20 protein-coding genes and 3 pseudogenes are annotated in these 21918 nt (G+C 61.8%); 8 read left to right on the forward strand and 15 right to left on the reverse strand.

Annotation, left to right across the window (positions count from 1 at the left end):
- Positions 1-257: 257 nt before the first annotated feature.
- Positions 258-641: pseudogene (gene dnaE2 / locus GGD57_RS29320) on the forward strand (error-prone DNA polymerase); the annotation flags it as partial.
- Between the two features lie 33 nt (positions 642-674).
- On the opposite strand, the pseudogene GGD57_RS24685 reads toward dnaE2, so the two are convergent.
- Positions 675-848: pseudogene (locus GGD57_RS24685) on the reverse strand (acyl-CoA dehydrogenase family protein); the annotation flags it as partial.
- 26 nt (positions 849-874) lie between these two features.
- Between GGD57_RS24685 and GGD57_RS24690 the strand changes: the two are divergent.
- Positions 875-1435 (forward strand): annotated as a pseudogene (locus GGD57_RS24690) (acyl-CoA dehydrogenase family protein); the annotation flags it as partial.
- Here the strand turns inward: GGD57_RS24690 and GGD57_RS24695 are convergent.
- On the reverse strand, positions 1424-2338 hold the full coding sequence (locus tag GGD57_RS24695) for a LysR family transcriptional regulator (RefSeq protein WP_184472845.1): 915 nt from the start codon (positions 2336-2338) through the stop codon (positions 1424-1426). The pseudogene GGD57_RS24690 and the gene GGD57_RS24695 sit on opposite strands and share 12 nt — an antisense overlap.
- 194 nt (positions 2339-2532) lie before the next feature.
- Between GGD57_RS24695 and GGD57_RS24700 the strand changes: the two genes are divergently transcribed.
- The 4 genes from GGD57_RS24700 (at position 2533) to GGD57_RS24715 (ending at position 5271) form a co-directional block, all read left to right on the forward strand.
- Positions 2533-3102 carry a flavodoxin family protein gene (locus tag GGD57_RS24700; RefSeq protein WP_184472846.1) on the forward strand — a complete coding sequence of 190 codons (570 nt, stop codon included), beginning with the start codon at positions 2533-2535 and terminating at the stop codon, positions 3100-3102.
- 28 nt (positions 3103-3130) lie between these two features.
- On the forward strand, positions 3131-3430 hold the full coding sequence (locus GGD57_RS24705) for a superoxide dismutase (RefSeq protein ID WP_184472847.1): 300 nt from the start codon (positions 3131-3133) through the stop codon (positions 3428-3430).
- Between the two features lie 89 nt (positions 3431-3519).
- Entirely contained in the window at positions 3520-4569 is a 1050-nt protein-coding gene (locus tag GGD57_RS24710) for an NAD(P)-dependent alcohol dehydrogenase (RefSeq protein ID WP_184472848.1), read from the forward strand.
- Between the two features lie 12 nt (positions 4570-4581).
- Positions 4582-5271, forward strand: coding sequence for a type 1 glutamine amidotransferase domain-containing protein (locus GGD57_RS24715; protein ID WP_184472849.1), 690 nt, complete (start codon positions 4582-4584; stop codon positions 5269-5271).
- A 192-nt stretch (positions 5272-5463) separates the two neighbouring features.
- On the opposite strand, the gene GGD57_RS24720 is transcribed toward GGD57_RS24715, so the two are convergent.
- On the reverse strand, positions 5464-6387 hold the full coding sequence (locus GGD57_RS24720; protein ID WP_184472850.1) for a LysR family transcriptional regulator: 924 nt from the start codon (positions 6385-6387) through the stop codon (positions 5464-5466).
- A 146-nt stretch (positions 6388-6533) separates the two neighbouring features.
- On the opposite strand from GGD57_RS24720, the gene GGD57_RS24725 reads away from it, so the two are divergent.
- On the forward strand, positions 6534-7370 hold the full coding sequence (locus GGD57_RS24725) for an alpha/beta hydrolase (RefSeq protein WP_184472931.1): 837 nt from the start codon (positions 6534-6536) through the stop codon (positions 7368-7370).
- On the opposite strand, the gene GGD57_RS24730 is transcribed toward GGD57_RS24725, so the two are convergent.
- On the reverse strand, positions 7371-8006 hold the full coding sequence (locus tag GGD57_RS24730) for a TetR/AcrR family transcriptional regulator (RefSeq protein ID WP_184472851.1): 636 nt from the start codon (positions 8004-8006) through the stop codon (positions 7371-7373).
- Positions 8007-8152: 146 nt separating this feature from the next.
- Here GGD57_RS24730 and GGD57_RS24735 point away from each other — a divergent pair, with 146 nt between their 5' ends.
- Positions 8153-10615, forward strand: coding sequence for a beta-glucosidase (locus GGD57_RS24735; RefSeq protein WP_184472852.1), 2463 nt, complete (start codon positions 8153-8155; stop codon positions 10613-10615).
- Positions 10616-10669: 54 nt separating this feature from the next.
- Here GGD57_RS24735 and GGD57_RS24740 read toward each other — a convergent pair whose 3' ends face one another.
- The 11 genes from GGD57_RS24740 to GGD57_RS24790 all read right to left on the reverse strand — a co-directional run bounded on the left by GGD57_RS24740 (position 10670) and on the right by GGD57_RS24790 (position 21618).
- The gene (locus GGD57_RS24740; protein WP_184472853.1) at positions 10670-11206 is read right to left on the reverse strand and encodes an OmpA family protein; all 537 of its coding nucleotides are present in this window, start codon (positions 11204-11206) and stop codon (positions 10670-10672) included.
- A 12-nt stretch (positions 11207-11218) separates the two neighbouring features.
- Positions 11219-11896, reverse strand: a complete 678-nt coding sequence (locus GGD57_RS24745) for a L,D-transpeptidase (RefSeq protein WP_184472854.1) — start codon at positions 11894-11896, stop codon at positions 11219-11221.
- A gap of 160 nt (positions 11897-12056) precedes the next feature.
- Positions 12057-12992, reverse strand: coding sequence for a dihydrodipicolinate synthase family protein (locus GGD57_RS24750; RefSeq protein ID WP_184472932.1), 936 nt, complete (start codon positions 12990-12992; stop codon positions 12057-12059).
- Between the two features lie 25 nt (positions 12993-13017).
- A complete protein-coding gene (locus GGD57_RS24755; RefSeq protein ID WP_184472855.1) occupies positions 13018-13971 on the reverse strand; it encodes an ABC transporter ATP-binding protein in 954 nt (317 codons plus the stop codon).
- Positions 13972-14988 (reverse strand): ABC transporter ATP-binding protein, encoded by a 1017-nt coding sequence (locus GGD57_RS24760; RefSeq protein WP_184472856.1) that lies wholly within the window; start codon positions 14986-14988, stop codon positions 13972-13974.
- Between the two features lie 8 nt (positions 14989-14996).
- On the reverse strand, positions 14997-15914 hold the full coding sequence (locus GGD57_RS24765) for a dihydrodipicolinate synthase family protein (RefSeq protein WP_184472857.1): 918 nt from the start codon (positions 15912-15914) through the stop codon (positions 14997-14999).
- Between the two features lie 19 nt (positions 15915-15933).
- On the reverse strand, positions 15934-16812 hold the full coding sequence (locus GGD57_RS24770) for an ABC transporter permease (protein WP_184472858.1): 879 nt from the start codon (positions 16810-16812) through the stop codon (positions 15934-15936).
- 2 nt (positions 16813-16814) lie between these two features.
- Positions 16815-17774: an ABC transporter permease gene (locus GGD57_RS24775; RefSeq protein WP_184472859.1), complete on the reverse strand. Its 960-nt coding sequence runs from the start codon at positions 17772-17774 to the stop codon at positions 16815-16817.
- Between the two features lie 93 nt (positions 17775-17867).
- Positions 17868-19463, reverse strand: a complete 1596-nt coding sequence (locus GGD57_RS24780; protein ID WP_184472860.1) for an ABC transporter substrate-binding protein — start codon at positions 19461-19463, stop codon at positions 17868-17870.
- Positions 19447-20190 (reverse strand): FadR/GntR family transcriptional regulator, encoded by a 744-nt coding sequence (locus GGD57_RS24785; RefSeq protein ID WP_184472861.1) that lies wholly within the window; start codon positions 20188-20190, stop codon positions 19447-19449. The genes GGD57_RS24780 and GGD57_RS24785 overlap by 17 nt, the downstream gene beginning before the upstream one ends.
- Before the next feature lie 147 nt (positions 20191-20337).
- On the reverse strand, positions 20338-21618 hold the full coding sequence (locus GGD57_RS24790; RefSeq protein WP_184472862.1) for a GGDEF domain-containing protein: 1281 nt from the start codon (positions 21616-21618) through the stop codon (positions 20338-20340).
- Positions 21619-21918 lie beyond the last annotated feature (300 nt).

The following is a 21918-nucleotide window of genomic DNA, read 5'->3' on the forward strand; positions in this document are numbered from 1 at the left end:
CCTCGGTGAGATCGTCGCCCTCTTCTCAGTCGACGAATGCCTGAATTTCTTCAGAGCTGCCGGATATGAGGCAGAATAAGTGCGACACGCTTTAGGCGAGTTCAAGGAAGGCGGTAGGTTCGATTCCTTTCAAATTCCCGCAACCACTTTGGAACAGCGGGCGGTCGGTTCAGCCACCCAGCGGCCGTGTCTCTCGAAATAAGATCGATCAGCAGGCGCAACGCGGTTGGAACCTGCAGGCGGCTGGAATAGTAAGATATAAGGCCGGCCTTGTCCTCGTCCGCCAGAAGCCAGGGGCGGCCACAGGCGTGATGATCATCACCATCGAGGACGAGACTGGTTTGGCCGACCTCGTGGTCTGGCCAGCGCTTTTCGAAAAACGATGGGTCGTCTTGATTCTTCGATGGTGGCCATCAACGGACGGATACAGCAGTAAAGGGAGGTCGTGCATCTTCTCTCGCAGCAGCTGTTCGATCTGTCCGGCGATCTTGTTGGCCTTGCTGATCGCGACAGTGAATTCAAGCTGCTGGCGGGCAGGGGTGACGAATTTGCGCACGGCGGAGGTCACGATCCACGTGATAACCCGAAGCCGGTTGTGCAGCCGCGGGATATGTGTCCGGGATCTCCACATAGATACCCTTTGGCAGGAGATATCAGCTGCTCTCATAGCCCGCTCCCATCAACCGGAACAGCTCCCGGTCGGTCGCTTCTTCGAGATAGGCGTCCTGGACGCGCGGCAAGAGTTCGGATTCTGCGAAAGCCGCAGCGGACTCGCGGATCATCCGCTCATCTTCGGTCAGCTGGTCGTCGAGCAGAAAAGGATCGTTCCAAGAAAAGGCCAAGTTCATCGTCCTCCCGTTGAGGTTTTCGGCAGGGTGGCTATCGATTGCGCGGCTCGAAGATGTGGATCTCGAACTCGCCGATCGCCGATGTCTTCGTCGTCTGGGCAAAGTCCGAGGCCCATGACAACGATATTCGCGGCTTCGTCCTCGAAAAGGGCATGAACGGCCTTTCGGCTCCGAAGATCGGCGGCAAGCTTTCACTACGCGCCTCGATCACGGGCGAAATCGTGATGGACGGCGTCGAAGTCAGCGAGGATGCGCTTCTGCCCGGCGTTTCCGGTCTCAAGGGACCGTTCGGCTGCCTCAACCGCGCCCGTTACGGCATCTCTTGGGGCGTCATGGGAGCTGCCGAAGATTGCTGGTTCCGCGCTCGTCAATATAGTCTTGCCCGCAAGCAGTTCGGCAAACCGCTCGCGGGCATGCAACTATATCAGAAGAAGCTTGCCGATATGATGACCGAGATCACGCTCGCGCTACAAGGCTCGCTTCGCGTTGGCCGCTTGATGGACGAGCACAAGATGGCGCCGGAAATGATCTCGATCGTCAAGCGCAACAACTGCGGAAAGGCGTTTGAGATCGAACTAAGAGACCTCCTGACCGAACAGTTTCGGCAATTCGCCCGCAAGAGCGTCGATGGCCAGCCGCGACCGCAGCGGCAGATGCTGCGCTGCCGGCCAGACTACGTAAGATTCTACCGCAGCGCTTGGCCGGTCCGCCCAGAGTTCGACCAGATTGCCGGCGCGTATGCGATCGCTGACGAGCCAATAGGGTTGCCAGGCAAGCCCCATGCCCTCGACCGCGGCGTCGGTGATGGCCTCCAGATCATCGAAGCGCAGCCGGGAGGTGACAGGCACATCAATGAGGTTGCCGGCCAAGTCCGGGAGCCGCCACGGCAGTGCATAGTCGTGGCGCCAATAGACGAGCATATCGTGATCCCCGAAATCGCCAAGGGAGTGCGGCTGTCCGCGAGCCGCCAGATAGGCCGGAGAGGCGCACAGCACCTTGCGCTGGCTGACGAGCCGCCGTGCGCGCAGTGACGTTCCATTGCCGAGCGTGCCGTTGCGCACGGCAAGGTCAAAACCATCGGCGATCATATCGACCTGGCGGTCATTGAAGCTGAGCTCGAGTTCAAGTTTCGGATGCTGGCGAGCATAGGCACGCAGGATGGGCGCGACACAGTAGCGGCCGAACAATACCGGCAGCGAGACGCGAAGTTTGCCGACGACCTCGCGCCGCCCGGTTTCCAACAGGGATTCGCCCGTGCGCAATTCTTCGATGGCACGCACGCATCGCTCGTAATATTGCTGGCCGTCTTCAGTCAGACATTGGGTGCGGGTCGTTCGTTGGAACAGGCGCACCCCCAGTCTGTTTTCGAGACGCGCAATGGCCTTGCCGACTGCCGAAGGTGTGAGGGAGAGACGGTCGGCCGCTCTTTTAAAGCCCCCAGCTTCGACGGCTTCGACAAAAACTTCTATCCCGTCAAATCTATCGCGCATCCCAAACCTTTTTCAGACGTTATGATGCGATTGCGGAATTTTAGGAAATAAACAAGTGAAAAACAATCACCACTGCTGAATACAATTCTACGATATTGATCAGCTCAAGCAAATGACATTTTCGGAGTGACCGGGTCAGCCCGACCAAATCGTCCTCCCGTCATGCGCAGTTTCGTTGCAGGAAGGCGATCAAGTTGTTGATTTCAATCGTATATGACAGTGGCTTTGGCCACACCGCACGCGTCGCCGAAGCCGTCGCCACCGGCGTCGGCGAAGTCCAGGTGGCTGAGGCGAAACTTATCGCAGTGGCGGACGGTCCGATGGACTGGGAGACGCTTGAGCGAAGCGATGCTATCATCTTCGGGTCGCCGACCTATAACGGTCTGATCAGCGCCAAGTTCAAACAATTCTTCGAAGATTCGACCAAGGCGGCCTGGTCGGCCCAGAAGTGGCGCAACAAGATCGCCGCCGGTTTCACCAATTCCGGAGCCCAGCACGGCGACAAACTGAACTCTCTCATATCGATGGCGCTGTTTGCCGCCCAACACGGGATGATCTGGGTCGGCCTCGATATGATGCCCGGCAATAGCAGCAGCACCGGCAGCGTAGACGATCTCAACCGGCTGGGAAGCTGGCTGGGTGTCATGACCCAATCAAACGTAGACCAGGCCCCGGACGTCGCGCTGATCGGCAGCGACTTGAGGACGGCTCATTACCTCGGCCGGCGCGTGGCCGAGACCGCCAGCCGGTTTCAGCCCGCCTAACACAAAACCCAACCTCAGGAGCCCGAACATGAAAATGCTTTGTCTTGACGTCCCGCAGTCCGGCGCCTCGCTGGAGAAATATCAGCCGTATATGCAGGACGAGGCCCGGCATGCCTGGCAGATGTACAAGGGCGGAGTCATCCGTGACATCTATTTCCGGCAGGACCGCCCCGGTGTCGCAATCATCGCTGAAGCCCAGTCCGTCGAAGCGGCCAAGGCGGCGCTTGCCGAATTCCCCCTCGCCAAGGCCGGGCTGATCGGCTGGGAGGTGATCCCGCTTGGCCCCTTTACGAACTGGGAATCGCTGTTTTCCCCCGGCAACGCCTGATTCCGCTTATGCGGTGGGCTATTGGGCGCGCCGCAAAGCCGTGTGGCCATCAGCCTGCAACGGCAGAACGACAATTCGGAGTAAGCACCATGAACGCACTGGGCTTCGCAGCTCAAGCGGCCAGCGGTCCGCTCGAACGCTTTGCCTTCGAACGACGCGCGCCGCGGTCCGATGACGTCGTCATCGACATCCTCTATTGCGGCGTCTGCCACACCGACGTCCATATGGCCCGTAACCACTTTGGTTTCACGGCATATCCGATCGTGCCGGGCCACGAGATCATCGGCCGGGTGCGTGAGGTCGGAACGGCAGTGTCCCGCTTCAAGGCCGGCGACATGGTCGGGGTCGGCTGCATGGTCGATTCCTGCCAGCACTGCAAGCCCTGCCTGAAGGGCTGGGAGCAGGAATGTGTCGAGAGCCCGACTTTCACCTATAACGGCAACGACCGGCAGGATGGCGACATAACCTATGGCGGCTACTCGGATTCTGTCGTGGTACGCGACAAATTCGTGTTGTCGCTGCCGGATGGGCTCGATCCGGCGGGGGCTGCTCCGCTGCTTTGCGCGGGCATCACGACCTGGTCTCCGCTGCACCGCTGGAATGTCGGCAAGGACAGCAAGGTCGCGGTGATCGGCCTGGGCGGGCTCGGTCATATGGCCTTGAAGCTCGCCAAGGCGCTCGGAGCCGATGTCACCTTGTTCACGCGCTCGGCGGGCAAGGAGCAAGACGCCTTCCGTCTCGGCGCCGATCATGTCGTGCTGTCGAGCGATGCGGAGCAGATGAAAGCCGTTGCCGGCCGCTTCGACGTTATTATCGATACTGTTCCTTACGATCACGACGTCAATCCTTACATGCCCACCTTGGCGCTGGAAGGCGTGCTCGTTCTCGTCGGTTATCTGGGGCCGCTCGGTACGCCGGTCAACGCCGGCGGGCTGGTGCGGGGCCGCCGGGCGATCTCGGGCTCCTTCATCGGCGGTGTGCCGGAAACCCAGCAGATGCTCGATTTCTGCGGGCGTCACGGCATCGTCTCGGACATGGAGATCATTCCTATCCAGCAGATCAACGAAGCCTATGAGCGCATGTTGAAGAGCGACGTGAAATATCGCTACGTCATCGACATGGCCTCACTTAAATCCTGAGGAGACCGAAACATGTCACATGCGATCAAGCCCGTCCTGTGTGTGGTGACCAGTCACCCGATCCGGGGCGACAGCGGCGAGCCGACCGGCTTCGCGATGGTCGAGCTTACTCATCCGCTCGAAGTGTTCCGGGCGGCCGGCATCCCAGCCGAGATCGCCTCGATCCGCGGCGGCCATCCGCCGATCGATTTTTTCGATCTCTCCGACCCGGTCAATGGCCGCTTCTGGAAGGACAAGGAATTCCGCGATGCGCTGGCGCACTCGCTGGTGCTCGGCGACCTCGATCCCTCACGCTACTCGGCGGTCTTCTTCGCCGGCGGCCACGGCACGATGTGGGACTTTGCCGACAGCTCGGCCGTGCAGAAGATCATTCGTGAAATCTGGGAAGCAGGCGGTATTGTCTCTGCCGTCTGCCACGGCCCGGCGGCGCTGGTCAATGCGACGCTGTCCGACGGCAGCTATCTCGTCGCCGGCAAGAAGTTTGCCTCTTTTACCGATGAGGAGGAGGCTGAGGTCCAATACACGAAGGTGGTGCCTTACCTGCTTGCGACCACTCTCAAGCAGCGCGGTGCAATGCATCAGGCCGCGCCCAATTGGTCGGAGAATGTCGTGACCGACGGGCGTCTGATCACGGGTCAGAATCCGGCTTCTGCGCACGGCGTCGGTAAAGCACTTGTCGATCAGTTGACCACGACTGGCTGAAGGACGATCTCCGGATATTCCGGTTCTATTGGGGGAACTTCTTATGAGAGGCCTTTTCTGGTCGGAGCGGAGCGCGACAGGGCAAAACCATAATGGCGGCTCCGCTTGGGGGTGCCTTTCCTGCGCGGTGCGTGAGGGCTGATGCGACCGCAGATCGAAATGGCGAGGACACGGAGGTACTCACGCGTCGGGTCAGCGCGACAAGCTGGCTGCCGGTCGAAAAGCATCGGGGCGGGCGGCGAGGTTCTCGACGACGAAATCGACGAAGGCGCGGACTTTCGGTGAAAGCTGGCGATTGGATGGCCAGACGAGCGAAAGCGAACCGAAGGGCACCATGAAGCCGGTGAGGACGGGGGTCAGACTACCGGCCTGGATATGGGACGCCGCGACATAGACGGGCAGATGCGCGAGCCCTAACCCATCCTGCGCCGCCCTCAGCCCCGCATCGGTATTGTTGAAGGTCAGGCTTCTCGGCAAAAGCAGCCGCTCATAGGGAGGATGGAATGCCCATGGGGCGATGCGGCCGCTGGATGGATATTTGAAGTGAATGCAGGTGTGCCGGGAGAGATCGTCCGGCGTCTCTGGTCGGTCATGACGCTTGAAATAATCGGGGCTTGCGCAAACGACGAAATGCTGATCGCCGAGATGGCGGGCGATCAATCGGGCGTCGGCGAGATCGCCGCTGCGGATGACGACATCCAGCGCTTCGGCGACGAGGTCGACGACCCTGTCCTCGAAATCCATATCCAGTTCGATCTCCGGAAAACGCCCGGCAAACATCGGCAGGATCGGCATCAGCAGGTGATGTCCGACAATATGGGGCACGCTGACCCGGAGCCGTCCCCTCGGGCGTTCCCGGCTCCGTAAGATGGTTGCCTCGGCGTCATCCATATCGTCGATGATGCGTTTATAGCGCTCGTAGAGCAGGGCGCCTTCCGCCGTCAGGCTGATGCTGCGCGTCGTGCGGTTGAAGAGCCGCACGCCCAACCGGCTTTCGAGACGCGCGACGGCTTTGCCGATCGCCGATGGCGAAACGCCGGCGACGCGAGCGGCTGCGACATAGCTCTGCTGTTCCGCAGCGTAAACAAGAGCAAAAACGCTCGCGAGGCTTTCCATACGACACCGGATTAGAGAGATTTTGTCCTTAATGTAAGGCCATGAGCCACCATTGCTCAATATTCCATAAGAAATATCCTTGTTCCCGGAGCCGCAGCCGTCACGCGATGCGCGGAAGGGCTGCCACTATCGAAGGAGAAAGCGGCATGCGGGACTTTGCGAAGGAATTGCCCGAGCACACGACGAAATTTATTGGAGAGAACGACCTCTTTCTCGAGGTCTTTTATGGGGTCGGCAGTTCGACACGGTCCGCCCGGCCGCCTCTGCTCTTTGTTCACGGCGCCTTCACCGGAAGCTGGATGTGGAGCAAATACATCCCGCATTTCATATCGGCCGGATGGACGGCCTATTGCCTCAATTTGCGCGGCCACTACAAAAGCAGATCGGTGGATTTGACCAAGGTCGAATTTGAGGACTACCTGGACGATATCCGCCAGGCGATCGCCGAAATCGTTGAGGAATATGCAGTCCCGCCCGTCGTGATCGGCTTCAGCATGGGAGGGATCCTGAGCCAGAAGCTGGCGGAAAGTTTTGGCATTGCCGGACTGGTGTTGATCGATTCCAGCATCTGTAGACAAGTGCATGACGAGGTGCCGTATGACGGTCTTGCATCAATAATACCGGGTCTCGTTGTGCCGGCGCCGGCGCGCGACGAGCAAAGCAGTGCCGATGAAACGCGCGAAGATATCGAATTTCAGCGCAAGTATCTGTCGATGGAATCTGCAAAGGCGTTCGCTGCATTTTCCTTTCATTTCGGGATGGAGGGGATTTCCGTCGAAGGCGCCAAGATCACATGCCCGAGCCTCGTCATCTCAGCCGTCAACGATACAGCCGATGATCGCCGCGGCCGGGCGACGGCAAGACATATTGGCGGCGAGTATCTGGGTCTTCAGGGGACGACCCATACGGGTCTGCTGGTCGGGCAAAGATATTGCGAAGCCGTCAGCCACATGATGATTTGGCTGGGGCGTTTCGAAGAGTGATCAGCCTTCCAGGCCGAGGCTTGCCAGCAACCGGCCGACATAGGCTTCCAGGCCGCCGACCATGTCGAAGCGATCGGGGTCGCGCAGCCAGAGCATTTGCAGCCCGTCCATCACGGCGATCAGTTCGGCGGCCAGCGCCTTGCCGTCGATCCCGCTATCGATCGAGCCTTCGGCGACGGCCCGTTCGAAGGTCGAGGCGAAATTATCCTGCATCTCGGTGGCGCGATCCAGAAACCATGCCTTGGCAGGGTGGTCCTTCATCAAGCTTTCGGCATTGAGAATGGCGAAGGCTCTGACGACCTCGATCATATCGGCGTTGCGGCGGAAGATCGCGACCATACCCTTCAGCAGGCGGCGGAGATCGGAACCGTGCAGCCCGATGAAATCCGCGCTGTCGAGGTCGCGCTTGGCGAGGATCGCGAGCAGCAGATCGACCTTGGTCGGGAAGTGGTGCAGCAGGCCGGGCAGCGACAGGCCGACATCGCGGGCGATGTCGGCGATCGCCGCATTCTGGTAGCCGTCTTCGGCAAAGCGCCGCATCGCCGCCGTCAGGATTTCCGCGCGGCGTGTCTCACCCTTGCGGGATCGGCGCCCTCGCTTTTCCTCTCCGGCCTTCTGTTCTGACAATTCTGCCATCGTCTCCTCTGCCCTTTGGAGCGGCGATCGGCACGCGCCTCGGCCGATTTCTCCCATGCTCTCCATCCATACATCAGGCCTGCCCGATTGACATCTTAAAAATACCGAGTAATCGGTAGGTTTAAGGGTTTCCTTGGGAGGTGTGCATGATCGATTCCATTCTCGACCAGATGACCCTCGAGGAGCAGGTCTCGCTGCTGTCCGGCGCCGATTTTTGGACGACGGTTCCCGTCGAGCGTCTCGGCGTGCCGAAGATCAAGGTGACGGACGGACCGAACGGCGTGCGCGGTGCGGGTTCGCTGGTCGCCGGCGTCAAGGCGACCTGCTTTCCCGTCGCCATCGCGCTCGGCGCCACTTGGAATCCCGAACTCGTCGGCCAAATGGGCGCAGCCCTTGCGCGCCAGGCCAAGAGCAAAGGTGCCGCCGTGCTGCTGGCGCCGACGGTGAACATTCATCGCTCCGGCCTCAACGGGCGCAATTTCGAATGTTATTCCGAAGATCCGATGCTGACATCAGAACTCGCCGTCGCCTATATCGAGGGCGTGCAGGGCGAAGGGATCGCGGCAACCATAAAACACTTCGCCGGCAACGAATCCGAGATCGAGCGGCAGACCATGTCGTCCGATATCGATGAGCGGACGCTGCGCGAAATCTACCTGCCGCCTTTCGAACAGGCCGTCCGCCGCGCCGGCGTCATGGCCGTCATGTCCTCCTATAACCGTCTCAACGGCACTTATACGAGCGAGCATCACTGGCTGCTGACCGAGGTGCTGCGCCAGGAGTGGGGCTTCGATGGCATCGTCATGTCCGACTGGTTCGGCTCGCATACGACGGCCGAAACGATCAATGCCGGTCTCGATCTCGAAATGCCGGGTCCGGCGCGCGACCGCGGCGAGAAACTGGTTGCCGCCGTGCGCGAGGGCAAGGTCGAGGCCGCGACGGTGAAGGCCGCGGCGCGGCGCATGCTGCTGCTGCTCGAACGGGTCGGCGCCTTCGAGAAGACGCCTGACCTCACGGAGCGGGCGATCGACCTGCCGGAAGACCGGGCGCTGATCCGCCGCCTCGGCGCGGAGGGCGCGGTCCTGCTCAAGAACGACGGTATCCTGCCGCTTGCCAAGACCTCGCTCGACCGCATTGCCGTGATCGGACCGAATGCCGCCACCGCGCGCGTCATGGGCGGCGGCAGCGCCCAGATTGCGGCGCATTATACGGTGAGCCCGCTCGAAGGCATCCGCGCCGCCCTTGCCAATGCCAACAGCATCAGCCATGCGGTCGGCTGCAGCCATAACCGTCTGATCGACGTGTTCAAGGGAAAGATCACGGTCGAATATTTCAAAGGACGCGGCTGCAAGGGCAATCCGCTTCATGTCGAGATCGTCGACAAGGGCGAGTTCTTCTGGTTCGAGCTGCCGTCGGGCGATCTCGACCCCGCCGATTTCTCGGCTCGGATGAGAATGCAATTCGTGCCGGCGGAGAGCGGCGATCATGTCTTCGGCATGACCAATGCCGGCCTGGCGCGGCTCTCCGTCGACGGCGCGCTGACGGTCGATGGCCATGATGGCTGGACGCGCGGCGAAAACTATTTCGGCACGGCCAATGACGAGCAGCGCGGCACTGTCGCACTCGAAGCCGGCCGGGCCTATGCGGTCACTATCGAATATGAGCCGTCCATCGCGAGCGCGGAGGGCATCAACCTCATCGCCGTTCGTTTCGGTGTGGAAAAGCCGCTCGGCGAGGCCGATATCGAGGCGGCCGTCGAAACGGCTCGCAATGCCGATGTCGCGCTTCTCTTCGTCGGGCGTGACGGCGAATGGGATACGGAGGGGCTTGATCTGCCCGACATGCGGCTTCCGGGCCGCCAGGAAGAACTGATCGAGCGGGTGGCCGCCGCCAATGCCAATACCGTGGTCGTGCTGCAGACCGGCGGTCCTGTGGAAATGCCCTGGCTCGGCAAGGTCCGCGCCGTGCTGCAGATCTGGTATCCAGGGCAGGAGCTCGGCAATGCCGTCGCCGACGTGCTGTTCGGCGACGTCGAGCCCGGCGGGCGCCTGCCGCAGACTTTCCCGAAGGCGCTGGCCGACAATTCCGCCATCACAGGCGATGCCGCCGTCTATCCCGGCAAAGACGGGCATGTGCGCTACGCCGAAGGCGTCTTCGTCGGCTACCGTCACCACGACACATGCGCCGTCGAGCCGCTCTTTCCCTTCGGCTTCGGCCTCGGCTATACCCGCTTCAGCTGGGGCGAGCCGCGGCTTTCGGCCGGCGAAATGGGGCCTGACGGCGTGACCATCAGCCTCGACCTGACCAATATAGGCGACCGGGCAGGCTCGGAACTGGTGCAGCTCTATATCCGTTCGCCGAAGACCAAGGTTGAGCGGCCGGACAAGGAACTGCGCGCCTTCGCAAAGCTTTCGCTGCAGCCCGGCGAGACCGGCACGGCCGCAATGAAGATCCGGCCGCGCGATCTCGCTTATTTCGATGTCGAGGCCGGCGCCTTCCGGGCCGAGCCGGGCGACTACCAATTGGTCGTGGCGGCGAATGCGGCGGATATCAGGTTCATCGTCGACCTGCCGTCGCCATCGGGCTATCTCCTGCCGCCTTCTTCCTGAAGGCGGGTTGGCGCGACCGCATCGTCGGCGCAAGCGTTGAGGTTCGAGCGGCGATCAGACCGCGTCGGGCTGGGTGCGCAGATTGGTGACGACGCGCCTGTTCTGCACCCGGCAGGATCGATCCGTGCAGTCGCGGACTTCGCGGTCGTTGCCGTAGCCCTTGGCCCACATGCGCTTGGCGTCGACGCCCTTCGAGGCGAGATAGGCCATTGCTGCGTCGGCGCGCTTCTGCGACAGCGTCTCCATTTTGGATGCGGAACCGGAATCGTCGGCAAATCCCTGCAGCTTGAGCAGCCAGGTCGGATTCTTGTTCAGCCAGGCGGCCTGGTTGTCCAAGGTTGCCATGGCGACGGAATCGAGCGCAGCGGAGTCCTGCTTGAAGTAGATCCGCCGGCCGACATTGAGGATGAAATCCTCTTCGCTGCCCGCCGCGACATTCTCGAAACCGGGCGCGGGATCGTTGGTCTGGCCGGTCATCGGCGCTGCGGTGGGTTCTTCCAGGGAGGCGACCTCCGTGGTGGAGCAGGCGGCAAGCGCCAGGAGCATGGACGCGGCGAGAAGCCGCCTTGTAAATTCGGTCGCAGCAGACATCAGGGTGATTTCCTATTCGACCGGGGTTGTTGTTTGGCTGACCTGCGCGGCGCTTTCGGCCTGGTCGGCAATATGCGGCAGAACCTGTACCGCCGTACCGATGGGGCAACGCTGATAAAGGTCGATGGCATCCTCGTTGAACATGCGGATACAGCCGCTGGAAGCATCCTTGCCGATGCTCCATGGCTCAAGCGTGCCGTGGAAGCGATAGCCGGTGTCGACGCCGTCGCGATGCAGATACATGGCGCGGGGACCGAGCGGGTTCTTCGGCGAGCCTCCCTCCACGAATTCGGGCAGTTCGGGATGGCGTTTGCGCATCTCCGGCGGCGGTGTCCAGCGCGGCCAGAGAGATTTGGCGTCGATCGTGGCGCGGCCGAACCATTTGAACCCCTCGCGGCCGACGCCGACGCCGTAGCGGATCGCCGTCTTGTTCTCCATGATCAGGTAGAGGAAATGGTGCCTGGTATCGACGACGACGGTGCCGATCGGCTCGCTGCTGAAATATTTGACGACCTGACGGTGCCACTTCTTGTCGATCTTGGCGAAGTTCGTCGCCCGAAACGTGACGCCGTTGTCGACGGCGATACCGGCAAAAAAGGAAGACGCCTGAGCCAAAGCCGGCCTGCCGACCGCGCCGGCGCCAAGTAACGCCAATCCACCAAGCACAATATCTCTGCGGGTCCACGGCATCGGCAATATCCCCCTCAAAGCCAAGCAGCGAGGCGTCAGTAAAGCAGATTTTTCATTTGCGACAACAGAAAATTATTCTCCTGCTCTTGCCGTTACTCCAGGAGGGTAATGTTGGCCCAACAAACCCCAGGTCATTTGTCTCCGCTCGGCCCGAGCAAATTCAGGGGAAAAGATCGGGGAGCAGGGAGTGTGCGATGGGTCGCAACCTGACCGCTTCCGCCGCGTCTATCGAACGATAGGGAAAACGCAAACGGGTGCCGACGGGTCCCCAATTGCCGATGGCGCTCAGAAGCTTGTCGAGAGCGGCGTTCGAATAGCCGAGGTCGCGGCGGAAGGGGACGATATGCGCGTCCATAAACGCACAGATGCGTCTTTCCAGATCGAGTGCGGCGTCGATGTCGTTTCGCATCGAGGCCGTCCAGATCTGAGCGCCGCGCGGACTGAGGCAGGCCACATTGGAAAAGGCGCCTGCCGCGACGCCTTCTCTGATGCCGGTTGCGAGATGATGGCCGGGAACGAAGAGCGAAAGCCCGGACAGATGCCGGCGCGCCTCGGCATACCAGCTGTCGTCGCCGTCGGCGAGCTTGATGCCGATCACTTCAGGCACTCCGCCGCAGACCGCGCCCAGCTCCTGTGGCGCCAGCACCCGTTTTGCATGCGGCGGATTGTAGAGGATGAGCGGAATTCCGTCGGCAGTGTCGGCCGCCCGTTTCAGGAAGTCGACGGCCTCGGCATCGCTGAGCGGCCACCAGTCCGGCAAAATGACCTGAATGGCGCGGGCATCGAGGGCGGCGGCGCGGCGGACGCGATTGAGCATGATCAGCGGGTCGGGCTGGCAGGCGCCGATGACGAATGGGGTAGAGGAAACCTTGCAGCGCTCGGCCAGCATCGCCTGGATCCTGTCGAACTCCTCCTCCGTCTGATTGTGGAATTCGCCTGATGTGCCGTTCGAATAGATGCCGTCGACGCCGGCCTCGACGAGGATGTCAATCTCTTCACCGAGCTTGTCGAATTCGATGCCGTCATCGGCTGCGATCGGCAAAAGCAGGCTCGCCCAGTTTCCGCCGATGGCGGGATGCGGCGTCTTGTCGGTCATCATCTCGTCCCCGATGGATGGCGTATCAGTTCAGGTCGTCGCGGATGCAAGCCATGAGGTGGCCGGGCGCCACTTCCCGCAATTGCGGAACGGCGCCGGCGCAGGCCTCGAGCGCGCTCGGACAGCGCGTGCGAAAAACGCATCCGCTCGGCGGATTGGCGGAGCTCGGAATATCGCCCTTCAGGATCTGCCGATTGCGGCGGGCACCCGGATCGGGCGACGGAATCGCCGAGAGCAGCGCGCGCGTATAGGGATGCTGCGGCCTCGCATAGAGATCGGCGCTCGGTGCGATTTCCATGATGCGGCCGAGATAGAGCACGATCACTCGGTCGCAGATATATTCGACGACGGCGAGATCATGCGAGATGAACAGCATGGTCAGGCCGAGCCGCTGTTGCAGGTCGCGCAGCAGGTTGATCACTTGTGCCTGGATCGATACGTCGAGCGCCGAGACCGGCTCGTCGGCGACGATGAATTCGGGCGACAATGTCAATGCCCGGGCGATCCCGATGCGCTGGCGCTGGCCACCGGAAAACTCATGTGCGTACCGATTGATCGCGTCGGCGGGCAGATCGACCTCCGCCAAGGCCGACCGCGCCCGCTCCAGCCGGTCGCGGGTGGTGCCGATCCCCTGGATCTTCAGGCCCTCCGTCAGGATTTCGCCAATCGTCATGCGCGGCGACAGGCTGGCGAACGGGTCCTGGAAAATATACTGCATGCGCGGCCGCTGGCGTCTGAGCGCCGAGGCGGACAGCGCCGTCAGTTCATTCCCGTCGAAGCGGACGCTGCCGGACGAAGGCTCGACGAGGCGCAGGACGGAACGCCCGATCGTGGTCTTTCCACTGCCGGATTCGCCGACCAGCCCGACCACTTCCCCCTTGCCGATATCGAAGGAGATGCCTTCAAGAATGTTCAGCCGCCTGCCGCGGGAGGTATAATGTTTCGAGAGGTCGCGGACGGAGAGCAGCGGCGCGCTCATCTAGATCTCCTGCCATCTAATGCAGCGGCTGCGGTGCTGCGGATTGACCTGTTCGAGCGGGGGAGTTTCGCCGCGACAGGCATCGATTGCGAATTTGCAGCGTGGCGAAAAGGCACAGCCGCTCGGCATGTTCGTCAGGCTGGGAACCATGCCGGGAATGGCAGCGAGCTTTTCACCGGCCTGCTTCATCCGCGCGGCGTCGCCGAGGCGCGGCATGGAAGCGAGCAGGCCCATCGTGTAGGGATGTTTCGGATGGCGGAAAACCTCGCCGACCGGCCCCTCTTCGACGATCCGGCCGGCATACATCACCGCGACGCGATGGGCGATTTCGGCGACCACGCCCAGATTATGGGTGACGAAGAGCATGGCCATGCCGCGCTCGCGCTGCAGCTTGAGCAGCAGATCGAGAATCTGTGCCTGAATCGTTACGTCGAGCGCCGTGGTCGGCTCGTCGGCGATCAGCAAAGCCGGATCGCAGGCGAGCGCCATGGCGATCGTGGCGCGCTGCCGCATGCCGCCCGACAGTTCGTGCGGATATTGGCCGGCACGGTGCCGGGCGTCCGGGATGCCGACGCTTTCAAGCAGCCTGACGGCCGCGTCGATCGCCGCCTTGCGGTTTGCGCCGCGATGGATGCGGATCGGCTCGGCGATCTGGTCGCCGATGGTGAAAACCGGATTGAGGCTCGACATCGGCTCCTGGAACACCATGCCGATATCGTCGCCCCGGATCCTGCGCATGCTCTCTTCGTCGAGGGAAACAAGGTCCCGCACCGCGCCGCCCCTCGTCGTCAGGCGGATGCTGCCTGCGGCGATCACACCGATATTGCGGGTGAGCAGCCGCATGACCGACAGGCTGGTGACGGACTTGCCGGAGCCGGATTCGCCGACGAGCGCGACGGTCTCGCCAGCGGCAACGGTCAGATCGATATCGTTGACCGCGGTGATTTCGCCGCCGCGGAGGCGGAAGATCGTTCGCAATCCCCTGATGTCGAGTACGGGTTCGGCGGTCTGTTCCATCCGACGGCTCAGTTCAAAAGGCCGGTTGCACGCAGGATCTCGTCGATCCGCGCGGTTTCCGCATCGTTCAGGCAGGCGCGCGGTCGCGGCATGACGGCGGTGTCGATGATGCCGAGGCTCTGCATGGCGGCCTTGAAGGCACCGATGCCGGCGGCACCGCCGCTGACGCGGCCCTGCGCCACCCAAACGATTTCGAAGAGGCGGCAGAGGCGTTCCTGTTCCTTCTTCGCGGCGGCCCAGTCGCCGCGCTGGGCGGCATTCCAAAGCCTGACATAGCCGTGCGGATCGACATTGGCGATGCCGGGAACGACGCCATGGGCGCCCATCAAGAGGGCGTTGTCGACGACGATCTCGGAGCCGGTCATCAGGAAGACGTCCTTGTGTTCGGTAAGGTCGAGCAACGCATAGCGGAAGTTGCCGTCGTCGCCGCTGGAATCCTTGAGGCCGATGATGGCGCCTTCGCTCGCAAGGGTGACGATGGTCCGGCGCTGCAGCTTGACGTGAACGCAGACCGGAATGTCGTAGGCAACCAGCGGAACGTCCACCGCGTCTCTGATATAGCGGAAATGATCGAGGATCTCGGACTGGCTGGTGACGGTATAGAAGGGGGCCGTCACCACGACGGCGTCGGCGCCGGCCGCCTTTGCCACCTTCGCATGGGCGATGACACGATCCGTGGTCGGGTCGATGACGCCGACGATCAGCGGCACGCGGCCATTCACCACCTTGGCGGAGTGTTCGATGATTTCGCGCCGAGTCTTGTCGTCATGGAAGATGACTTCGCTGGTCGAGCCGAGCACGAAGACGCCGTGGCAGCCGGCATCGATCAGATGTTCGAGCACCCTGGTATAGGAGGGATAGTCGACGGTGAAATCCGGATTGAGCGGTGTTACGACGGGGGGAACGACACCCTTGAATTTGGCCATTTTCGCTTTCTTTCGATTGTCAGTTCAGTTCGGCACGCGGGTCGAAGGCATCTCTGAGTCCATCGCCGATGAAGTTGATTGCCAGCACGGCAATGATCAGCGCGGCGCCGGGGAAGAGCCATTGCCATGGATATTGTTCGAGCACGGCGGTGGAGCGGGCTGCGTTCAGCATGTTGCCCCAGCTTGCCGCGGGCGGCGCGATGCCGAGACCGAGGAAGGAGAGGCCCGCCTCGAGCAGGATGGCATTGGCGATCTGCAGCGTCGCATAGACCACGAGGATATCGATCGAGTTCGGCAGGCCGTGGCGCAAGAGCAGATGTGCGATGCCGGCGCCCATGCCGCGGGCGGCCATGACGAAGTCGCGCTCACGCAGTTCCAGCAGCCGGGCGCGGATCATGCGCGCCAGCAGCGGCCAGGAGAGCAGCGAGATGACGAGCACGGTCGGCCAGATGCCGGTGCCGGCAATCGAGGCGAGCACGAGCAGGAAGATGACGGGCGGCAGGGTCATCACCAGATCGACAAAGCGCATGGAGACGGCGTCGGTCCAACGTCCCGCAAGTGCGGAGATGGCTCCGAAAAGAAAGCCGATGACCGCCGAAAGCGCGGTCGATGCGACGGCGACCAGCAGCGAAATCCGGCCGCCTTCGAGCACACGCGCAAAGACATCGCGACCGACGCCGTCGGTTCCGAACCAGTGCGTTGCCGTCGGGCCGCTATTCATCGCCAGCAAATCGATGTCGTTCGGCTGGAATGCCCACCATAGCGGATAGGAAAGGATCAGCAGCAGCATCGGAATGGCAATGCAGACGCCGGCAACGGCTGCGCGGTTGAGCAGAAAGCGGCCGAAGGCACGGGTGAGCGGCCCCGGGCTGCGATGTCGGGGGGAGCGTGCCAGCATGGTCAGCCCACCTTGATGCGTGGGTCGACGACCGCATAGGTTATGTCGGTCAGAAGATTGACTGCGATGACGCAGGTGCCGATGACGAGCGTTGCACCCATGATGACGGGGTAGTCGCGGGTCTGAACGGCATCGACGAGCAAAAGACCCATGCCCGGCCAGTTGAAGACGCTCTCGATGAAGATTGCGCCGCCGATTGCAAGCCCGATGGTGGAGCCGATCAGGGTCACGATCGGAAGAAGCGCATTGCGCAAGGCGTGTTTGGTGATGACCCAGAACTCGAGAACGCCTTTGGCGCGGGCCGTGCGCACGTAATCCTGGTTCAGGACCTCGAGCAGCGAAGCGCGCATGTAGCGCATGATCAATGCGGCTTGCGCGACGGACAGAAGGGCGGCCGGCAGGATCAGATGGTGGAGCAGGTCGCCGACCGAAAATTCCTCGCCGGGCGTCAGCATGCCGCCTGACGGCATCCAGTGAAGGCGGACGGAGAAAACATAAAGGCCGATCAGTGCGCTCAGGAATGCCGGGCTCGAAATGCCGGCAAGTGCTGCGACCGACAAGGAGAGATCGGCCAGCGAATTGCGGCGGACGGCGCCGATCACCCCGCAGGCGATGCCGACGACGATGGCGAAGGCAAGCGCGGTGCCCATCAACAGCACCGTCGGCCCGATCCGCGACAGCACCAGGGCCAGAACCGGCTGGTCGAGACGCTTGATCGAATAGCCGAGATTGCCCGTCAGCGCCTGCTGCAGCCAACCCAGATATTGTACCGGCAACGGCCGGTCGAGCCCGAGGCTTTTGCGCAGATCGGCAAGATCCGACGGCGACATCGGCAGGTTCGGATCGATATAGGCATCAATCGGATCGCCGGGTGTCAGGCGCAGCAGCAGGAAAATCAGCATGCTCAGGGCGACGAGCATGCCCATTCCTATGATCAGGCGTCTAAGGCTGTATCGGAGCATCGTCAAATCCGTCGGTCTGGCCGCCTATCTGGCCGTCGGTCTGGCCGTCTCGTCAGGGTGGCCGAAGCCACCCTCGAGGCTTTGCGTAAACGCCTATTCGGCGATCGACCATTTCTGCGGGCCGGCCTGGTAAGGGCCGCCGCCCGGCGCCGGCGTCCAGACGAAATCCTTCAGCTTGGTCGAGACGATGCCATAGCGGTTTGCCACCCAGAGTGTTGCCCAGGGCAGCTCAGCGTTCATCACCTTGCAGACGTTCTGATAGGCCGCATCCCGCTTGGCGCTGTCGGGCTCGGCAAGCGCGCTGTCGAGCGCCTTGGTCAGATCAGGCATGCGAACTCTGGCGACGTTCGGTCCGGCCGGAGGGATCTGCTTTTCGTTGAGGCCGACATTGATGCTGCCGGCATCCGGCCCGTTCTGCAGCCCGGCGTAAACCATCTGGAACTGGGCAATATCCGGCGTCGCACTGAGCACGATGCCGTTATAGGTCGGCGCATCGACGGCGCGCGGGACGATGTTGATGCCGACCTGGGCAAGCATCGCCTGGACGGCGGCAAGCACGTTGGTGGCAAGCGGCGTGGTGTAATAGGTCAGGAGCGTGATCGGCTTGCTGCCGTTGATCTGGTCCCAGCCGGCTTCCTTCAGCAGTTGCTTGGCCTTCTCAGGATCGTAGGGGTAGCTATCGATGCCCTGCGGTACCAGCTGTTCGGCGACATAGGCGCAGTTGGCCGGCTTGGCGGCGCCGCCATAGAGGCTCTGGATGATGGCGTCGCGATTGATCGCGTACATCACCGCCTGGCGGACGCGCAGATCCTTCCAGATCGGCGAATCATGGTTGAAGCCGAGATAGTTGACGACGAAAGAGTTGCCTTCGATGACCTTGAAGTCCTTGTTGTCCTTGAAGGTCGGCACGTCGTTGGAATCGACATAGGTGAATTGGATCTCGCCGGATCTGAGTGCCGCAATCGCTGCGGCCGGGTTGGCGAAATAGCGATTGATGACGCGTTCGAGTGCGGGTTTGCCGCCGCGGTAATCGGTGTTTGCGGCAAGCTCGACATACTGATCGGAGACATATTTGGTGAATTTGAACGGGCCGGTGCCGATCGGCGCAGTGGACCACCACGTGCTCTTTGCCAGCTGATCGGCCGGTGTCGAGGCAAGTGCATGCTCGGGCAGCATCATCACCTTGGTCATCGTGTCGGGAAAACTGCTGCTGGGGGCGCTGAGCTTGATGACGACAGTGCGATCGTCCGGCGTCTCGACGGATGATATGCCCTTCAGCCGGGCCGCGAGCACCGAGCCGGTCTTCGCGTCCATCGCCAGGCCCATGGTGAACTTCGCGTCCTTGGCAGTGAACGGTTTGCCGTCATGCCATTTGGCGTCGGCCAGCTTGAAGGTGTAGATCATCTGGTCCGGGCTGACCTCGTAGGAGCTTGCCAGCGCGCCCACGACCTTCTGAAGCTTCTCGTCATAGGTGATCAGCGGCTCGTAGTAGATGCTGAGCCAGGTGAAGCCGGCGGTCGCGGCAAGCGGATTGAAGTTGCCCTGGAAACCGCCGGGGCCGACATCGAAACCGCCGGACAGCGTGGCTGCCCGGGCCTGGATTGCAACGCCCGGCACGAGAGCCGGAACGGCGGCCGTCGACAGCAGGGCGCCAAGCGCGATTGCGGATAATCTAGACAGTCTTTTCATGTGTTCCTCCCATGTTTGAGCTTGTCTTGTTGTTGGCAATCACCCGGGCAATACCCTCGTAGTGACGATCCAGGCGCCGGCGCGCCTCCTCCAGATCCTTTGCCTCGATCGCATCGACGATTGCGGCGTGATCGCGCCACGTCGCCATCGGATCGGTATTTTCAAGATTGACGAAATCCGAGGCCTTGTAGAAGGCGAGCCAGAAGACATCGATCAGCCGCACGAGCGTTTCATTGTCCTGGCAGCGAAACAGCAGCCGGTGGAACAGCTGGTCGTCGGCCGCAAAGGTTTCACCCCGTTCGGCATGGGCGCGCATTCGCCCGACCGTGTCGCGCAATTCGGCGATGTCTTCTTTGCCGATCACGTCGATCGTCTTGCCGATCAACCCCACCTCCAGCGTGCGCCGGATTTCGAGCACTTCCTCGATCTGCCGCAGGGCGCCGCCGAGACCGTAAGCGAGGTTGTCGAGCAGCGGCTCGAAGGAAAACGCCTTGACGAAGATGCCGACGCCGCGCCGCGTCTCCAGCACGCCGAGCGATTCCAACGCCTTGATGCCTTCCCTCAGCGAATTGCGGCTGACGCCGAGCTGGGTGGCAAGCTCTCCCTCCGCAGGAAGGAGGGTTCCGGGCGCAAGGCCATTGTCGTCGATATAGGCGCGCAGGCTTTCCTGCACGGAGACATGCAGCAGCGGCGCGCGCGTCAGCGGCTTCATCGATTTCAAGGCCATGCCGGTCACTTTCTAGCGTCGTCAATTAGATGCGCCTTACATATAGACTTGTAGGATATCTGTCAAATGGTCAAGTTGGATGTGACGTCGCCCCGGCTTGTAGCCGCTTAAGGCGCTCGGTTCCGGGCAGAATTTTGCAGGGTTGCTTCAGCCGGCCAGACCGGCTTCCGGAGTGTGAACCACCACGCGGTTGCGGCCGGTCTTTTTCGCAAGGTAGAGTGCCGCATCCGCCTGGTGCTGCATGCGCTCTGCGGACACGGCGTCGCCATCTTGCAATATCGCTATTCCGATGCTGACAGTGACCCAGGGAACGACACGCGAGGTGGGATTTGGAAGAGAGGCGGCTTCAACTCGGCTGCGGATTCTCTCGGCGACCGCCCTGGCCTCCTGTTCATCGGAGCCAGGCAGAAAGACGAGAAACTCTTCGCCGCCGTAGCGGGCGACCTGATCCTGCTCATCTCTCATACTGCTCTGAATGATGCCGGCAACTTTCACCAGGCAGCGGTCGCCTTCGGCATGCCCGAGATTGTCGTTGAGATGCTTGAAGTCATCGAGATCGCACATCAGCATCGCCGCGCCGCTCGTCCGCATCAGCTTCTCGTTCCAGAAATGATGGAGCGTTTCCATCATCGAACGCCGGTTGGCGACACCCGTCAGCGGATCGGTCCGCGCCAGCAATTCCAGCTGCGAGTTGGCGTCGGTCAGCTCTGCTAGGCGGCTTCGATCGCGTAACTCGAGCAGGAAAGTCTTCTGGGCGAAGATGTTGGTGGTGCGGCGGGCAACAACGGTCGCGGCCACACCGCTCGCGAAAAACAGCGTCCCGGCGAGAGCGCTTCCCGCTTCGATGCCTGGATTGCGCAGCTGAAACACAAGGTAGAGACCGAGGGCGGAAGCCCCGATCGCCATCGCCCAACCGAGCGGAACGGGAAAGATGATGATGGCGGTGACGGCAACAAAAAGCATGATGGTCAAATGCCGCTCATAAAACTCGCCGCCGCTGTTCACCCCCACCAAGGCGACGGACAGCAGGATGAGAAAAACCGCCGGGAGGATGAAAACGCCCTGCAGCCACAAAGCGTGCGGCCGCCGGAAGACCATCACGGCGACAAGGGCGGCGGGGGGAAGGATAGAAGCCGGCCAAAGCATCGACATGACGGTTTCGGCCGGAAGCAGGATCGCGTTGAGGCCCAATGTCAGGATGTCGAGCACGATAACCCAAACCATCCACGCGCGGATGATCTTGGCCGTCCGCGGCCAGGAGCGTTCGCGAAAAAGCTGAGCCAGTTCCCCATGCAGGCGGATATCGCGCGTGCGCCCCCCGAGCAGGCGCTCGACTTGCTCCATAATGGCCGGGCTCAACCTCTGCAGAGGTTTTCGCGAAGACGCGCTTATCGATTTGATAGGAGCTGTGGTTCGCTCGGTATCCATGCGTCGAATTTAGGAAGAAGGTGACCGGAGACAAGACGGGCTGCGGAGTTCACCCGAAAAGAGGATGTACTTGCCCTAATGATTTGTGCCGGTTGAGAACAGCCTGTCGTCAACATGCGTCACATCGGGTCAAGCTTACCGATGCCGTGCGCTTTAAAAACCGCGATTGCCGAGCAAGGCTAACAGCGTCTCCGTCCGCACTTGGCCTCACGCACGACAAAACCGCCCCTCCATCGGCAATTACTCGGCGGAGAGCGCTGCGGACTTCCATGTTGCGTGCAACCTGCTCGGGAGAGGCAA

The sequence above is a fragment of the Rhizobium esperanzae genome, from assembly GCF_014197615.1.
Lineage (GTDB): Bacteria > Pseudomonadota > Alphaproteobacteria > Rhizobiales > Rhizobiaceae > Rhizobium > Rhizobium esperanzae_A.

What these genes read in the sequence shown, in the direction of transcription:
- GGD57_RS24715 (WP_184472849.1), top strand. Translation starts at nt 4,582, where the DNA reads ATGTCACATGCGATCAAGCCCGTCCTGTGTGTGGTGACCAGTCACCCG.
- GGD57_RS24710 (WP_184472848.1), top strand. Translation starts at nt 3,520, where the DNA reads ATGAACGCACTGGGCTTCGCAGCTCAAGCGGCCAGCGGTCCGCTCGAA.
- GGD57_RS24740 (WP_184472853.1), bottom strand. Translation starts at nt 11,206, where the DNA reads ATGTCTGCTGCGACCGAATTTACAAGGCGGCTTCTCGCCGCGTCCATG.
- GGD57_RS24765 (WP_184472857.1), bottom strand. Translation starts at nt 15,914, where the DNA reads ATGGCCAAATTCAAGGGTGTCGTTCCCCCCGTCGTAACACCGCTCAAT.
- GGD57_RS24720 (WP_184472850.1), bottom strand. Translation starts at nt 6,387, where the DNA reads ATGGAAAGCCTCGCGAGCGTTTTTGCTCTTGTTTACGCTGCGGAACAG.
- GGD57_RS24735 (WP_184472852.1), top strand. Translation starts at nt 8,153, where the DNA reads ATGATCGATTCCATTCTCGACCAGATGACCCTCGAGGAGCAGGTCTCG.
- GGD57_RS24695 (WP_184472845.1), bottom strand. Translation starts at nt 2,338, where the DNA reads ATGCGCGATAGATTTGACGGGATAGAAGTTTTTGTCGAAGCCGTCGAA.
- GGD57_RS24780 (WP_184472860.1), bottom strand. Translation starts at nt 19,463, where the DNA reads ATGAAAAGACTGTCTAGATTATCCGCAATCGCGCTTGGCGCCCTGCTG.
- GGD57_RS24745 (WP_184472854.1), bottom strand. Translation starts at nt 11,896, where the DNA reads ATGCCGTGGACCCGCAGAGATATTGTGCTTGGTGGATTGGCGTTACTT.
- GGD57_RS24760 (WP_184472856.1), bottom strand. Translation starts at nt 14,988, where the DNA reads ATGGAACAGACCGCCGAACCCGTACTCGACATCAGGGGATTGCGAACG.
- GGD57_RS24785 (WP_184472861.1), bottom strand. Translation starts at nt 20,190, where the DNA reads ATGGCCTTGAAATCGATGAAGCCGCTGACGCGCGCGCCGCTGCTGCAT.
- GGD57_RS24790 (WP_184472862.1), bottom strand. Translation starts at nt 21,618, where the DNA reads ATGGATACCGAGCGAACCACAGCTCCTATCAAATCGATAAGCGCGTCT.
- GGD57_RS24705 (WP_184472847.1), top strand. Translation starts at nt 3,131, where the DNA reads ATGAAAATGCTTTGTCTTGACGTCCCGCAGTCCGGCGCCTCGCTGGAG.
- GGD57_RS24755 (WP_184472855.1), bottom strand. Translation starts at nt 13,971, where the DNA reads ATGAGCGCGCCGCTGCTCTCCGTCCGCGACCTCTCGAAACATTATACC.
- GGD57_RS24730 (WP_184472851.1), bottom strand. Translation starts at nt 8,006, where the DNA reads ATGGCAGAATTGTCAGAACAGAAGGCCGGAGAGGAAAAGCGAGGGCGC.
- GGD57_RS24770 (WP_184472858.1), bottom strand. Translation starts at nt 16,812, where the DNA reads ATGCTGGCACGCTCCCCCCGACATCGCAGCCCGGGGCCGCTCACCCGT.
- GGD57_RS24725 (WP_184472931.1), top strand. Translation starts at nt 6,534, where the DNA reads ATGCGGGACTTTGCGAAGGAATTGCCCGAGCACACGACGAAATTTATT.
- GGD57_RS24775 (WP_184472859.1), bottom strand. Translation starts at nt 17,774, where the DNA reads ATGCTCCGATACAGCCTTAGACGCCTGATCATAGGAATGGGCATGCTC.
- GGD57_RS24750 (WP_184472932.1), bottom strand. Translation starts at nt 12,992, where the DNA reads ATGACCGACAAGACGCCGCATCCCGCCATCGGCGGAAACTGGGCGAGC.